Here is a 14,593-nt window from a genome sequence, read left to right as displayed (position 1 = left end):
GGGCCTGAGGAATGCGGGCCTAAGGAATTAGGAATTCCGAGGAAGCGTGGGGAAGAAGGAATCATGCCATCCGTCGCGATGCCGACCGGTCCTTCCGGTCCGTCCGCGTCATCCGCTGTGGGCGCGCGTACCGGACGCGGGTTCGCCCTGCTGGGCGCCGTACAGGTCGTCCTGATCCTGGCCATCACGATGCTGTCGCCGGCACTGCCGGCGATCCAGAGCGACCTCGGGCTGTCCGGCGCGCAGCTGACGCTGGTCAGCGCGGCGTACGGGCTGTCGTTCAGCGGCCTGCTGATGCTGGGCGGGCGGCTGGGGGACCTGCTCGGGCGGCGGCGGGCGCTGGTGGCCGGGGCCGCGGTCTTCGGCCTGGCGTCGGCCGCGGCGGGTCTGGGGCCGGGGTTCGCGTTCCTGCTCGGGGGCCGCTTCGTGCAGGGCGTCGGGGCGGCGCTGGCGGCGCCCGCGGCGATGTCCCTCGTCCGCTCCCTCTACCCCGACGACGCGCGGCACGCGCGGGCGCTCGCGGTGTGGGGCGGGCTGGCCGGGTTCGGGGCGACGGCGGGGATGCTGCTGTCCGGGACGGTCTCGACGTGGGTGTCGTGGCGGTGGGCGTTCGTGGTGCCGGTGGTGGTGTCGCTGGTCGCGGTCGCCGCGGCGCGGCGCGTGCTGCCCTCCGGGCCGGATCCGGTCCGGGTGAAGCTGGATGTCCCTGGTGCGGTGCTGGTCACCGCCGGGCTGACCGTCATGAGCTACGGGCTCGTGCAGGCGGGCGAACGGCCCTGGGGCGCGGGTGTGGTGTGGGGGCCGGTGGTGGCCGGGGTGCTGCTGCTGGCCGCGTTCGTGGTGGTGGAGCTGAGGGTGGCGGATCCGCTGGTGCCGCTGGGGTTCCTGGCGCGGCGGCACCGGGCGACGGCGCTGTGGGCCGTCTTCATCGGCTCCGCCGGCATGTCCACGATCTTCTTCCTGCTGTCCCTGTACTTCCAAGAGGTGCGGGACGCGTCCCCGCTGCTCACGTCGGCGGCGTTCCTGCCGTTCAGTGCGGCCCAGGTCGTGACGGGGATGCTGGCGGGGCGGCTGATCGGGCGGTTCGGCGGGCGCACGGTCATGGTGGGCGGGCTGGTGGTCGCGGCGGGCGGGCTGGTGCTCATCGGGATGCTGGGCGCGTCCAGTCCTTACGCGGGGGCCATGCTGGCCGGGCTGATCGTCTTCCCGGTCGGGATCGCGTGCGTGTTCTCCGGGTCGACGGTTGTCGCCCTGGAGGGCGTTGAGGACTCGCGGGCGGGGCTGGCGGGCGGTGTCGTCAACACGGCGATGGAGGTCGGCCCGACGGTCGGCCTCGCCATCCTCGTCTCTTTGGCGACGGCCCACGCGAATGACCTCCGGTCGGCGGGCGAGACGGCCGCGGCGTCCACGTCCGCCGGCTACGCCTTCGCCCTCCTCCTGGCGGCGGCGGCCTTCGCGGCGAGCGCGGTGGTCTCGGCGCTGGCACTGCGGCGGCGCACGGGGGCCTCTTTGCGGCGGGGCGGTGCGACGGCCCCGACTCCGGCCCCGGCAAGGGCAACGGCCCGAACGGGGGGCACGGAGGCGTAGGCCGTTTCTTCTGAAGGGGGCTCGCCCCCTTCTTTCCGTCGCAGCGGTGCTCAGCCACCGCGGCGGTATCCGGCGGTGCCGTCCCGGGCCTCGGCTCGTACGGCACCGCCGGTCTGCGCCGTTGTGGTGGCCCGCCGTTGCGGCGGGGGTTGTTGCGGGGCAACGGTGGACTCTGGATCCCCGCACAAAAACGAGCGCGCCGTCGCGGCAGGAACTGCCCCGCGACGGCGCTCGGCTCAGCCGGCGTACGGTCAGACACCCAGCGCCGCACCCCCGTCCACCGTCAGGTCGTGCATCGTGATGTGGGACGCCGCGTCCGAGAGGAGGAACACCACCGCCTGGGCGACGTTCTCCGGACGGGCCAGCTTCCGTAGCGGAATTCCCACCCGGAAGGAACTGGCGACCCCTTCGATCGAAGCCTTTCGTGCCGCGGCCTCGTCCTTCCACATATCACTGAGCATCGGCGTTTCCGTGGAGCCCGGCGCCACCAGATTGCACCGGATCCCGTATTTGGCGACCTCCAAGCCGAGGCACTTGGTGAACATCGTGGCGGCGGCCTTCGACGCCGAATAGGCGGCCATCTCCACCCGTGCCGTACCGGCCGCGTTGGAGGCGACCGTCACCACGGCCCCGCTGCCCCGCGGCACCATGCGGTTGACGACGGCGCGGGAGACGAAGAAGACGCCGCTGGTGTTGACGGCGAAGGTGAACTTCCAGTCCTCGTCGGTCAGCCGCCGCGCTTCGGAGAGCCGTAGCACGCCGGCCGCGTTGACCAGGTAGTCCAGCGGACCGAGCGTCCGCTCGACCGCGTCGACGAAGGACTCCACGTCCGGACTGGAGGTGACGTCACCGGGAAACGCGGCCACGGGCAGACCGTCCGCGGTGAATTTCTCGACGCAGGCCCGCAGCCGGACCGCGTCCTTGTCGACCGCTGCGACGGTGACCCCCCTTTCGGCGAGCGTCCGGACGACCGATTCCCCTATCCCGCCTGCCGCCCCGGTGACGAGAGCGACTTTTCCTTCCATCTGTAAACCTCCATACCCGGGAGTTCATGGCACGTCCGTGAACAATTTTCAGCAAAACTGGATGGCAGGTGAAGCGGGGTTTTCTCACTCCGTCAGGTGAGGCGAAACAAAAAGAAGGAAACCCGGGCAGCAGCCCCGGCCCGCCCCTGCCTGCACCCTCAAGTGGCCCACGATCACAGCCGAAAAATGGACCAGACGGCCGGACACTGCCCCGCCTAGAGTGATCAACATGAACAGCACGCAGAAGCCCGCCGCCCCCCTCCTCGTCCGCTCCACCGAGGCCACCGTCCTCAGCGACGCCCCCGGCTCGCTGATCACCCTCCTCGCCGACTCGGACACCACCGGCGGGGCGTTCACGACCAACCGCGCCACGCTCGCCGAGGGCACCGCCGGCGCCCCGGCCCACTTCCACACCCGGGCCACGGAGTTCTTCCTCGTCCTCGACGGCGCGCTGGAGGTGCTGGTCGGGGAGGACATCCTGACCCTGCACAAGAACGACTTCCTCGCCGTACCGCCGGGCACGCCGCACGCGTTCGCCCCCGCGGCCGGCCACTCCGCCGAAGCCCTGGTCGTCTTCACGCCGGGCATGGCCCGCTTCGACTACTACCGCCTGCTGGACCGCGTGGCCCGGGGCGAGGCGAGCGTCGAGGAGATCAAGGAGTCGTCGGAGCGCTTCGACAACCACTACGTCGACAGCCCGACCTGGCGCGCCGCCCGCGCAGCCGCCGCGTAACCCGCGCCGTCCGAGCAGCCGCCGCGTAACCACGCGGCCCGCCCCCTCACTCCGTACCCCGGCCCCGTAGCGCCCTCCCCGTTCCGTAACACCTTCGCTGCACACGTCCCCACCCCGCGCCTCGAACACCCGAGCTGTCGCACGGAGGTGTTAACGTCGCAGCGATCTGAAGGGATCACATCAAGCAAGGGACGGGGGTCCACGGCGTGGCAGGCGCGCGCGAAGTGGGACGCAAGCACGAGAGCGGCGGACCCAAGGGCGAGATCGCCCTGGCCAAGGGCGCAGGCGTGCTCATCGCCGTGGTCGTCAGCTGGCACCTGGCGGTGTGGGCCACGGCCGACCACATGGCCCTCTCGAACGTCCTGGCCACGGCCGGCGCCCTCGCCGCGCACAAGCCCCTCGCGGGACTCGGCGACGGCATCGAACCGGCCTCCGCCCCCGTCACCGTCGCCGCCTGGCTCGGCATCCTGCTCGGTCCGGTCGTCCTGGTCGTGCTGGCGGTACGGGCCCGGCACCGCCGTACCCGCGGCGCGGGCGGCGAGGGCCTCGCCTCCGCGACCGAGGCCCGCCACATGCTCGGCGAGAAGCGCGCCCGCTCCGCCGCCAAGATGACGCGCGCGACGTCGTTCACCGACAAGGACGGCCGCTACGACGCCAAGGCCGCCGCCCGCGCGGAGCTCCGCGAGGTCGGCTGGATGCTCGGCACGCAGGTCGGCAGCGGGCAGCCGCTGGTGGCCACGCCGGAGGACTCGGTCGCGGTCATCGCCCCGTCCGGCGGCGGCAAGTCCCGCAACGTCGTCATCCCCGCCTGCCTCGACGCCCCCGGCCCGCTCGTCGTCACCTCCACCCGCGCCGACGTCCTCGACGTCATCGCCGAACCGCGCTCGCGGCTCGGCCGGGTGTGGGTCTTCGACCCGCTCGACACCGTGGGCTGGCCGCACAAGATGGTGTGGGACCCGGTGGCCGGCTGCCAGGAGGGCGAGACGGCGACGTCGCGCGCCCTGTCGTTCTCCGTCGGCATGGGCGCGGACGACAGCTCCTCCAGCAACGGCAGCTTCTTCCAGCAGACGGCGTCCTCCGCGCTGACGCGGCTCCTGCACGCCGCGGCGCTGGAGGGCAAGACCATCGAGCACGTCATGCGCTGGGCCACCAACCTGGAGAAGGCCAGCGAACCGCGGGCCATCCTCACCGACCACCCCAACGCCGAGCCCGGCTGGGACGTCCTGCTGCGCTCCGTGTCGACCGGCGCCGACGAGACCGTCGCCTCGACCCGCCAGACCCTCGCCGCCCAGATCGAGCCCCTCGCCCTGCGCAAGGTGCTGCGCTGCGTCACCCCGCAGGAAGGCGTGCCCACCTTCAGCCCGGACGCGTTCGTCGCCTCCCGCGACACCCTCGTCCTCATCAGTGACTCCAACGCGTCGACGAACGTCTCGCCGCTGACGACGATGCTGCTCGGCGAGGTCGTCGACGCGGCGAAGCGGCGCGCCCCGCGCCTGCCGTCCGGCCGGCTGGACCCGTTCCTGCGCCTCGTCCTCGATGAGGTCGCGAACGTCGCCCCGCTGCCGAAGCTGCCGTCGCTCGCCTCCGACGCGCGCGGCTACGGCATCCACATCGTCTACGCGCTCCAGTCCCTGGCCCAGGCCGTGCTCCGGTGGGGCCAGCACGAGGCCGACACGCTGCTCGACAACGCGGCGGCGACGCTCGTCATGGGCGGCCTGAAGGACGTCGAGGCGCTGCGCCGCTTCTCCGAACTCGTCGGCGAGGCCGAGATCACGGAGATCTCGACCTCCCGCGACAGCCAGCGCCTCTTCGGCTACGGCACCAACGAGGTCGAGCGCGAACGCCGCATCCTGCGCCCCGAGGAGATCCGCCAGCTGCCGCACGGCCGGGCACTCCTCCTCTTCCGCGGCGCGCCGGGCGTCATCGCCGAGCTGCTGCCGTGGGACCAGCGGCGGGACGGGGCGGCGCTGCGGGCGGCCGAGCACGCGACGCGGGCGTCGCGGATCGGGCCGCCGCCGGTGGAGAACCCGGTCGCGTAAGTAAGGAGGGGCGGGAAGCCATGGAAGACAAACAACTGCTGGAAGAACTGAAGGCCCTCCGCGAGGAGATCGAAACCCTCCGGGAGTGGCGCACCCAGTTCGAGGCGGCGGTCAAGAACTTCGCGTCGGGGACCAAGGCGAACCAGGCCGAGGTCACGGAGGTCGTGACGGAGGTCATCGACCGGTTGCACGCGGTGGAGGCGGCGACGGCGACGTCAGCGGCGGCCGCCGCTTCAGCCGCTTCCGCCGCTTTCGGAAGCGAGCACCAGCCGTGGTCCCTCCGCGCCACGGAGGACGACTGGCGGAAGCTGTCCGACTGGCTGGACTGGCTGGGCAAGCACTACGCCCCGCAACTGCACCTGCGCATCTGGCCGTGCTGGCCGCTGCACGGCGGAGTCACCGAAGAGCTGGCCGCCCTGCACGCCTCCTGGCGGGCGGCCACGGAAGCGGACGCGGACCCGTCGCGCGAGGGCAGCGACCTCGCGTACTGGCACCAGATGTGGCTGTGGCCGACGATCGAGCGCATCCGCCGGCACTACATGTTCAGCGAGTGCGAGGACGACCACTCGCCCGACCGCCCGGGCCGCCCGACGGACGCGGCGGCGCTGCACAAGCGCATGGCGGAGGCGGAGGCCGAGCGGCGCCGCCTGGAGCACGCCAAGTACGACTATTTCGTCAAGACTTCGCCGAACGGCTACCCGGCAGAGCGCCCGTCGAGCCTGTGGCGCTGCGCGGCCGGGCGCGACGAGGAGTGGGAGTACTGGTCGCTGCTGGACTGGCAGTGGCACCGGGCGGCGGACACGAACGTGGAGCTGCCGCCCGCGCGTGCGGCCCTGCATGAGGTGACGGCCGACCGGGCCGAGGAACTCCGGGCGGACCGCCAGGGCTGGCTCCGCTACTGGGCCCGGTACGTGGACGAAGAGGACTGGCGGGCAGGGGAGCGACCGGTGTCGGTGGTCCGCCGGCGCCGCAGCCCCGAGCGCATCTACGACGAGGCGTTCAAGACCTGGAACGAGTGGGGCCCGACGCAGGCCGTCTACGACTTCTTCGACGCCCGCCCGTCGAACCCGCCGCACCTGGTGGAGATCGACGCGGCGGAGGCGGAGCGACTGCTGACCGAACTCCACGGCGCGACGGGGGCGACGGAACTGTGACGGAGAAGAAGCCGGTCACGGCCTGGAAAGACGACGCTTCGGGCCCGGGCCGCCGCGTAGAACTGACAGCGGACCAGAACCGGGCGGTGACGGACCGCTGGGAAGCGGCACGAACGGCCCACAAGGGCCTGGACGCCGCGGTGGAAGCCGTCGAGCAGGCGCTGCGCGACACGCACGGCGCGAAGCTGGAGGGCAAACCGCACCGTCTGATGGGCCTCAAGGCCTTCCGCCGCAAGGTCGCCCTGCAACTGGAGGACCGCGTCCCGCTGGAAAAGATCCTCCGCACGGTCCGCGACCTGAACCGCTACACCCTGACCTTCGCCCCCAACACCTACACCGAAGGCGTCCGCCACACCTACGCCCTCCTCCACGAACGCGGCTACGCCATCGTCCCCGGCTCGGAACAGAACACCTGGGAAGACCCGGTCCACAAGGCCTTCCGCGCGGTGTGGCAGCAGCCGGACGGCCCTGTGCGATTCGAGATCGTCTTCCACACGGCGGACAGCCATTGGGCCAAAACGGAGAATCAGCTTCTCTACGATCTGTACCGCTCGAACCACCTCCGCCTGCTTGGCGACGAGACGGACACGATGGCCGAATCCCACGAGGACGCTGCGAAAATCATCCAGCATCAGCGGTACAGCGAGATTCCTGCGAAGGAGAGCAAGTGATGAGCGAAAACTACGAATACTTTGTGGAAGCGGCTCCGACAGTCGACGACCAGTACACAGTCGAGCGTCCGTCGAGCATGTGGCGGAGCGCGGGTGAGCAATGGGAGTACCTGTCTCTCATCGACTGGTCCTGGCACAATGTGAAGGACACCAACGTCAAGTACGCCCCCGCAAGGGAGGCGCTCCACCCGGTTACCGCGGAGCGGGCCGCAGAGCTGGTGGGCGACCGCCAGGGGTGGGTGCGTTACTGGGCCTATCACACGAACGAGCGCACGTGGCGTGCCGGAAATGGACCGACGACCGTCGTGCGTCGCCGACGCAGCCCTGAAGATCTGCTCGATGAGACCTTCATGCGAAATGATGTATGGGAACGTGACTCGGCTGTCTTCGAATTCTTCGATGCGCGGGCGAGCAACCCTCCGCACTTGATCGAGATCAGCCCCGACGAAGCAGAGCAGCTCCTTCAGGAGCTCCGCGGGGTGACGGGAGCCACTGAGCTGTGACCGATCTGGCAGACGGGGGCTGGCAGGGCGACGAGGCCAAATCCGAACAACACCTCAAGCTGAGTGCTGAGGACAACCGGACGGTCACGCAGTTCTGGGAGCGGGCGGCCGCGGCGCGTGGCGAGCTCGACAGTACGATGAAGGGCTTGGAGGAGCAGTCAGCTGCTCGTGGCGGAAGGCTCGAGGGCCTGGGGTACTCCCTCAAAGGCCTGGACTCTCTCCGCCGCAAGGTAGCCGTTCCTGTGGGCAAACGTGGTGACCGCGCTGAGGACGTGTGCGCAGGCATCGACGACCTCAATCGCTACACCCTCACCTTCGAGACGGACAACTACGTCCAGGGCACGAAGGAGACGTACGAGCGACTGCGTGAGCAGGGGTACGAACCGCTATCCGAGCAGAATACGTGGCAGGACCCCGTCTACAAGGGCTTGAACACCACCTGGCAGCACAAGGAGCGCGAGGAGCGGTTTGAGCTCCAGTTCCACACGCCGGAGAGCTTTGCAGCGAAGAGCGAGAATCACGAGCTTTACGAACTTGCCCGCGGCGGTTCCTTTGACGAGAAGAGCACCGAAAAGGAGCCGAACCGTGCGACTGCTTATTACCAGGCGTCGGACCTGCTGCAGAACGAACGGTACGCGAACGTAAGGACCCCCGAAGGCGTCGATGAGCTCGGAAAAGTGAAGGTACGGGCGACCCTCAATCCGCAGGTCTCTCCGGAAATCGTTGCCGAAGTCCGCCAGATGGAGGCAGACCTTAAGGCGACGCACGCCGCAGAGGCTGCTGAACGCGCCCGCGGCGAGGCGGAGGCGAAGTCGGTCGGGCTGGCCATGGACGATCCGCTCCAAGCGGAGTCACCGGACTTGAAGAACAGGCTGGCCACGAAGCCGGCTTCTCAGGAACGCCGCCAAGACCCGGAAGCGCTGTCCATGGCTCCTGTGCCGACTCAGGCTCGTGGGCGTGGGCCTTCACTGAAGTGATGGGCCTTGCATGAGCCGCCCGGTTGCACCCCGACGGGCTGACAGGGCTGGTCGTCAGCAGTCCGCGGTCGTTTGGGCGGCCTCATAAAGGGGGTCCAGGAAACAGAAGGTTGGGCAACAAGTTCGCTACAAGACGTGGCTAGCGGCAGCCCTGACAGATGGCTCTGCGATGCGCGTCGAGCCGCTGTCGGCGCAGTCGCACGGCTGTGACCTGTCGTTGACGTGACCGGTGCCACGAAATCGTTGAGGCGTCAGCTGGATGCGTCCGTCTTGTCGGGAAAATAAGGACGTCAGCTCGATCAAGATCGTTCACATCAGAACAGAAACTGTTCGTCCGAAGTAATTTGACGATCAGTAACGGTCGACGTACTGTCCTGCCACTCAGGCCTAGCACGGGGGAAGGGTCACCAGGGTTGAGCACGTTCAAGACGGTCATGCGGCGGATTCTGAATCTGCCGGAGCCGCAGGGGGACAAGAACGCGGCGAATGGGCCGGCGGGTGATCCGGCCGGGCAGCCCGCAGTCGCACCCCTTCCGCAGCACTCCGCCCCGGCGCCGTCCCCCGTGCCCGCTCAGGCCCCGCCGGCCGCCGCCGGGCTTCAGCAGTGGACCGATGCGGCTGCCCGCCTGCAAGCGCAGGCTCCGGGTGCGCCGCAGTCCGCTGCCACCGGCCAGGGCGCCCCGAGCCCGGGCCAGGGCAAGGGTCGCGACGTCCCCTGGCAGCTCGAGGACGAGAACAGCGGCACCAAGTTCCTGGTCAAGGTCGGCCGCGGTGCGCTCTGGGGCGTCGTCGCGCTGGCCGCGATCACCGGTATCCGCTCCTGGTTCTGGGCGCCGGCGCCGCCGAAGTCCGATCCGGTTCAGGTCAACAACGGGCCGACCTACCCCGTACAGGAGGCCCAGGCCGTCGCCGCCCGCTTCGCGCGCGCCTACCTGGCCTGGGACGAGAACGACCCCAAGCCGCGTGCAGAGGCCCTGGCCCGCGACATGGCCAAGGGGATGGACACGGCCGCGGGTTGGAACACGCGCGGCCACCAGGAGGTCCTCGTGGCCCAGCCCGGTCCCGTCGCCGAAGAGAAGGACAAGCGGGCCCGCGTGCGGGTCGACGTCCTGGTGAAGGGCCCCGCTTCCGACGACAAGAACAAGTCGTCCGACAAGCCTAAGGACGATAAGTCCAAGGACGACAAGTCCAAGGACAAGAAGGACGAAGCGAAGAAGGACGACGCGTCCAAGGCCGACGACTCCCGGCAGGTCACCGGCCCCCGGTGGATCGGCCTGGAGATTCCGGTCGTCTACACGTCCGGCCGGATCGTCGTCACGGGCCAGCCCGGCCTGGTGGGCGTGCCGCAGAACGCCCCGGCCGCCCCCGCGCTCACCACGAAGACCGCGGACAACGACTTCAGTGACAAGTCCCGTGGCGTCGTCGAGGAGTTCTTCGGCAAGTACGCCACGGGCGAGGCCGAGTCCGTGGCCGCGCCCGGAGCCTCCATCGCGGCCTTGCCGCCCGGCGTGGCCTTCGGCTCGCTCCGCAATTGGTCGGTCGACGAAGGCAGCGGGAGCGACCGCACCGGTGTCGCGACCGTCACGTGGCTGATGGGCGGAGCCGAACTCGAGCAGACGTACCGGGTCAAGCTGACCCGGGTCGCCTCGGCCAAGGCCGAACGCTGGCAGGTCTCGGAAGTCCACGGCGGCATGTCCTCCTGACCCGGCCGACCCGGTGCCGCATTCCGGATCTGCCCGCTCTTCTTATCTCAAGTAAAGGGAAAACGATGGAAATCGCGCTGTCCAACGGTGACGAGCTCAAGACCTGGGTTATTGCCGTCGCCGGCAACATCTTCCTGATCGTCCTGGCCGTCCGGGCGATCGGCCACTACGCCAAGCGCGAATGGGGCGAGCTGCTCGCCCACTTCATAGCGGGCGTCGTCGTGGCCGGTTTCGTCTACGCGTCGGACAGCGCCAAGGGCATGCTCACCGCGATCTGGAACAAAGTGGCGGGCTCATGAGGGTAGGGCACACCTTCACCCGCCATTTCGACCTGGAGACCCGGCAGCACGAGCTGCTGGGCATGGACCTCGGCGAGGGCCCGTCACGACGGGTCCTCACCACGGGCGCGGTCGTCTACGCGGTGTGGATGGGCGCGCTCTTCCTGATCTTCGGGTGGCCCTCACAGATGTTCTTCACCCTCTACTTCGCGCCGCCGGCCCTCATCACCTTCTACGGATCCCAGCGGTCCCGGCGCAATGAGCGGCGCTGGAACCTCACCCAGTGGGCCCTCACCGTCCGCTACCTGACGGTGGGCCACCGGCCGGTCATCAACGGCGGCCGCCGGGCGGCGGCCCGCTCCGAGTGGCTCCCGCTGCGGGCGCGCCTCGGGGAGAAGTCCGAGGACGTCCTGGCCCTTCCCGGCATGGGCGCCTTCGAGGGGTTCCTGGGCGCAGAGGAGCCGCAGCGTACGTCCGGCCGGGCCATCACGCTCGAGGCCCGCCCCCGGCTGTACGGGCCGGACCACGTCTACCGGGCGAGGTCGCGCAACCACTCGTCGCAGAAGGCGCAGCAGAAACAGCAGGCGCAGACAGCGCCGAAGGTGCCGGGCGGCGGCCGCAAAGGCCGGAAAGGTACGTAAAGGTACGCAATGAAGATCATGAAGGGCATCGCCCGCTTCCTCGGCGTCGACGGCGACCGCTCCGCCCCGCCGCCCCGCTACGTGGGCCTGGCGGACGGGCTGGTCATCACCGAGACCCACGCCGAGGCGTGGTACCTGCTGGGGAGCTCCAACACCGACCTGATGTCGGAGGCGGCCCGGGACGCCGAGCAGGACCAGGCGAGCAGTGCCCTGGCCCGTACCCTCGCCGGCTACGACTGCCACCTCAAGATTCTCTGGTCGCCGCTGAACGCCGAGGACTACCGGACCGAGGCGGAGACCCTGTTCTCGGCGGGCGACTACGCCGCATGGGCCGACCTGCGCGTCGGGCGGCTGGAGGAGCTGGAGCTCCCCACCCGGATGCTCCTGCTCGGCGTGCGGATATCCGAGCGCGCCAACCAGGCGAAGGCGCGCGGCAGCCGGGGCGTCCAGGACGCCCTGGGCATCGGCTCGACCTCGGTGTCGCAGAAGGAGATCGCCCGCCTCGACGCCCTCGCACGGCGCCTCGGCCGCCAGCTGGAGACCACGCCGTGGAAGGCGCAGACGGCCACCGTGGAGCTGCTGGCCTGGATGATCGCGCGCGAGCAGCGCCGCAGCACCCCGCTGCCCTCCCCGGACGACCAGGGAATGATCACCGGCGCCAAGCTGGCCCAGCTCACGCGGGGGCGCGTGCTGCCCTATCCCGACCACGTCCGGGTCCTCGACCAGCGCGGCGAAACGGTCGGCTGGAGCGCGATCCTCACGATGGACGGCTTCCCGGAGGAGATGGAGTCGCCGGGGCCGGGCGAATGGCTGCGATCCGTCGCGGAGATCACGTACGTCCCCGAGCTCACGGACGACTACGACGCCGGCGACATCACGGCCCTGCCGGTCAACCCCGAGCCGTCCGTCCGCTTCAAGGTCCTCCACAAGCGCGACGCCCTCAAGCAGATCGACGAGGTCCGGCGCCTGGCGAAGGAACAGCGGCAGAGCGCGGCCAAGCACTCCGCCGGTGAGACCGCCCAGGAGATCGAGGAGACCGAGGAGACGATGACGTCCCTCTCGCGCGACATGAAGCGCGAGGACGTCACGCTGCTGGAGGACCACCCGCGCCTGATCGTCAGCAGCGACATCTCTCTGGACGACCTGCGCAGCCGCTGCGACGCCGTCATCGGCTTCTACGGCGGCATCGGCATCGAGGTCAGCGTCGCCGCCGAAGAACAGCGGGAGCTGTGGCTGGAGGCCCAGCCCGGCGACATGCTGCGCGTGCCGGACCTGGTCCACACCCGTACGGTCGGCGCCTTCGCCGGCTCGTGGTTCTGGGGCGGGGCCTCGGTCGGTGACGACACCGGCCCGGTCATCGGCTACCTGACCGGCTCGACCCCCGGCGTCGTCCGCAACGACCTCACCGGCGGCTCCGAGCGCGGTGACGCCACGACCACGGCCTTCATCGGCCGAAGCGGCCGCGGCAAGACGACCGCGATGATGCTGTCCCTGCTGGACTCCGGCTTCCGCGGCTCGTTCGTGCTCGCCCTGGACTTCAAGGGCGACATGGGCGGCCTGGTCTCGGCCGGCCAGCGCTACGGGCTGAACGCCCACCTGATCGAGACGGGCTCGCAGTTCGCGGGCGTCGCCGACCTCTTCACCCTGCTCAGCGGCGAGAGCGCCGAGCGCGCCCAGACCGAGGTGCCGGCGCAGCTGGGCATCGCGCTGCCGCAGCACCTGCGGATGCGCGGTGCGGAGACCCCGATCCAGAGCGCGGTCAACGAGACCATCGCCGAGGGCGACCCGGCGACGTGGAAGGTCATCGAGCGGCTGCGGCGCTCGCCGGACGAGCTGACGCGCGAGACGGGCGACGCGCTGTACGAGCTGTCCCTGACGGGCCTGGGCGCGCCGTTCATGGGCAAGCCGTCCGGCACGGCCCTGATCACGCCGACGCCGGGCATCTGGGTCGTTCAGGTCCCGGGCATCACGCTGCCGGCGCCCGACGACTCCCGCGACGACTGGTCCGTCCACCAGCGGCTCTCCGTGGCGCTGGTCCACTCGCTGCTCGCGTACGGCATCAGCATGGCCGGCCGGAAGGACCTGCGCGGCCTGCGCAAGGTCGTGGCGGTGCCGGAGGTGCACGTCCTCACGGCCACGCGCGAGGGCAGCTCGTTCCTCCAGTACATCGCCCGAGTCGGCCGCGCCCTGCACACCGCGCTCGTCGTGGACACGCAGGACCCGGAGTCGCTGGCGAGCCTGACGGGCCTCGTGGAGCAGATGACGACGGTCTTCGGCTTCCAGCTGACGACGAGCGAACAGCAGGACGCGATGGCGGCCCTGCTCGACCTGCCGAAGAGCGCCCACACGCGCCAGCTGATCCAGGCCATCGGCGTCGACGTGACGCAGGAGATCCGGCACGGCCACTGCATCATGCGCGACCGCCGCTTCAGCAGCGCCACGGTCCAGTTCGACGTGCCGTCGGTGGAGATGCTGCGGCTGCTGAACACGACGCCGAAGACGGACAGCGGGGGCGGTGCGGGCGAGGGCCCGGTGTCCATGAGCAAGCCGGCTTACGAGGAGGCGAACGCGTGAAGAGGCGGATCGCGGCGGTGACCGCGGCGACGGCTACGGCGGTGCTGGTGGTTGCGGGGTGCTCGTCGTCCTCGGGCGGGGGCAAGGACGGCGACAAGCCCGGCGCGAAGAAGACGGAGTCGGCGGCGGACCGGCAGGCCCGGGAATACCGGGAGGCGGCGAAGAAGGACCGGGCGAAGATGCTTGAGGTCGCGCTCGCCTACGGCAAGGCGACCGCCCTTCACGACGGTGAGGCGTCCTGCCGTCTGATGACGGACGAGGGCAGGCCCGGCAAGGACTCCTCGTTCGAGTCGTGCGTGAAGTTCCTCAAGCCGCTGGACGCGGAGGTTCGCGCCGTGGCGGAAGCGGCTTCGTTCAGCGTCACGGGGGAGCCGGTCGCGGTGCCTGCGGTGGGCGACCATCCGGCGGGCACCGGTGTCATGGTGACCGAGGAGTCCAAGCCCGACGGGCACACCAGCTACCACCGGACCGCCCTGCGCATGGTGAAGGTCAAGGGGACCTGGCTGGTGGACCAGGACGAAGACGTCTACGACTCGGAGATGAAGAATTCGAGCCCGGCGTTCAGTGCCCTGATGAGGTCGCATTGAGGATCCCACGGCTCCGCAATCTCGCCGTCCCGCTCATGGGCGCTTTCACCACCTTGATGGTGACCGCGTCCGCGGCCGCGGCGGACGACAAGTTCGCGAAGTACAAGCCGGCCGGAATCGG

Annotated in this window: 13 protein-coding genes; 12 read left to right on the top strand and 1 reads right to left on the bottom strand. The window is 70.0% G+C overall.

Going from position 1 to position 14,593, the window contains the following annotated elements; translation table 11 throughout:
- The first annotated feature begins 63 nt into the window (after positions 1 to 63).
- Positions 64 to 1,587 carry an MFS transporter gene (locus D7231_RS10625; RefSeq protein ID WP_228775336.1) on the top strand — a complete coding sequence of 508 codons (1,524 nt, stop codon included), beginning with the start codon at positions 64 to 66 and terminating at the stop codon, positions 1,585 to 1,587.
- A gap of 251 nt (positions 1,588 to 1,838) precedes the next feature.
- Here D7231_RS10625 and D7231_RS10620 read toward each other — a convergent pair whose 3' ends face one another.
- A complete protein-coding gene (locus tag D7231_RS10620) occupies positions 1,839 to 2,612 on the bottom strand; it encodes a 2,3-dihydro-2,3-dihydroxybenzoate dehydrogenase (RefSeq protein ID WP_120754793.1) in 774 nt (257 codons plus the stop codon).
- A 229-nt stretch (positions 2,613 to 2,841) separates the two neighbouring features.
- On the opposite strand from D7231_RS10620, the gene D7231_RS10615 reads away from it, so the two are divergent.
- The 11 genes from D7231_RS10615 (at position 2,842) to D7231_RS10565 (ending at position 14,472) form a co-directional block, all read left to right on the top strand.
- Positions 2,842 to 3,345 carry a cupin domain-containing protein gene (locus D7231_RS10615; protein ID WP_120755558.1) on the top strand — a complete coding sequence of 168 codons (504 nt, stop codon included), beginning with the start codon at positions 2,842 to 2,844 and terminating at the stop codon, positions 3,343 to 3,345.
- 224 nt (positions 3,346 to 3,569) lie between these two features.
- On the top strand, positions 3,570 to 5,384 hold the full coding sequence (locus tag D7231_RS10610) for a type IV secretory system conjugative DNA transfer family protein (RefSeq protein WP_120754791.1): 1,815 nt from the start codon (positions 3,570 to 3,572) through the stop codon (positions 5,382 to 5,384).
- A 20-nt stretch (positions 5,385 to 5,404) separates the two neighbouring features.
- Positions 5,405 to 6,538: a hypothetical protein gene (locus D7231_RS10605; RefSeq protein ID WP_120754789.1), complete on the top strand. Its 1,134-nt coding sequence runs from the start codon at positions 5,405 to 5,407 to the stop codon at positions 6,536 to 6,538.
- Positions 6,535 to 7,209, top strand: coding sequence for a hypothetical protein (locus tag D7231_RS10600; RefSeq protein WP_120754787.1), 675 nt, complete (start codon positions 6,535 to 6,537; stop codon positions 7,207 to 7,209). The genes D7231_RS10605 and D7231_RS10600 overlap by 4 nt, the downstream gene beginning before the upstream one ends.
- Positions 7,209 to 7,712 carry a hypothetical protein gene (locus D7231_RS10595; RefSeq protein WP_120754785.1) on the top strand — a complete coding sequence of 168 codons (504 nt, stop codon included), beginning with the start codon at positions 7,209 to 7,211 and terminating at the stop codon, positions 7,710 to 7,712. Before D7231_RS10600 ends, D7231_RS10595 begins: the two co-directional genes overlap by 1 nt.
- On the top strand, positions 7,709 to 8,689 hold the full coding sequence (locus D7231_RS10590; RefSeq protein ID WP_120754783.1) for a hypothetical protein: 981 nt from the start codon (positions 7,709 to 7,711) through the stop codon (positions 8,687 to 8,689). The genes D7231_RS10595 and D7231_RS10590 overlap by 4 nt, the downstream gene beginning before the upstream one ends.
- A gap of 563 nt (positions 8,690 to 9,252) precedes the next feature.
- Positions 9,253 to 10,392: a conjugal transfer protein gene (locus D7231_RS10585; RefSeq protein ID WP_158673733.1), complete on the top strand. Its 1,140-nt coding sequence runs from the start codon at positions 9,253 to 9,255 to the stop codon at positions 10,390 to 10,392.
- Positions 10,393 to 10,457: 65 nt separating this feature from the next.
- Complete coding sequence (locus D7231_RS10580) at positions 10,458 to 10,691, top strand: hypothetical protein (RefSeq protein WP_120754779.1); 234 nt, start codon at positions 10,458 to 10,460, stop codon at positions 10,689 to 10,691.
- On the top strand, positions 10,688 to 11,311 hold the full coding sequence (locus D7231_RS10575; RefSeq protein WP_120754777.1) for a hypothetical protein: 624 nt from the start codon (positions 10,688 to 10,690) through the stop codon (positions 11,309 to 11,311). The genes D7231_RS10580 and D7231_RS10575 overlap by 4 nt, the downstream gene beginning before the upstream one ends.
- Positions 11,312 to 11,320: 9 nt before the next feature.
- A complete protein-coding gene (locus D7231_RS10570; RefSeq protein WP_120754775.1) occupies positions 11,321 to 13,885 on the top strand; it encodes an ATP-binding protein in 2,565 nt (854 codons plus the stop codon).
- A complete protein-coding gene (locus D7231_RS10565) occupies positions 13,882 to 14,472 on the top strand; it encodes a hypothetical protein (RefSeq protein ID WP_120754774.1) in 591 nt (196 codons plus the stop codon). The genes D7231_RS10570 and D7231_RS10565 overlap by 4 nt, the downstream gene beginning before the upstream one ends.
- Positions 14,473 to 14,593: the final 121 nt, after the last annotated feature.

It is taken from the genome of Streptomyces klenkii (assembly GCF_003626645.1).
Lineage (GTDB): Bacteria > Actinomycetota > Actinomycetes > Streptomycetales > Streptomycetaceae > Streptomyces > Streptomyces klenkii.
This window is presented reverse-complemented; position numbering and strand designations above follow the sequence as displayed.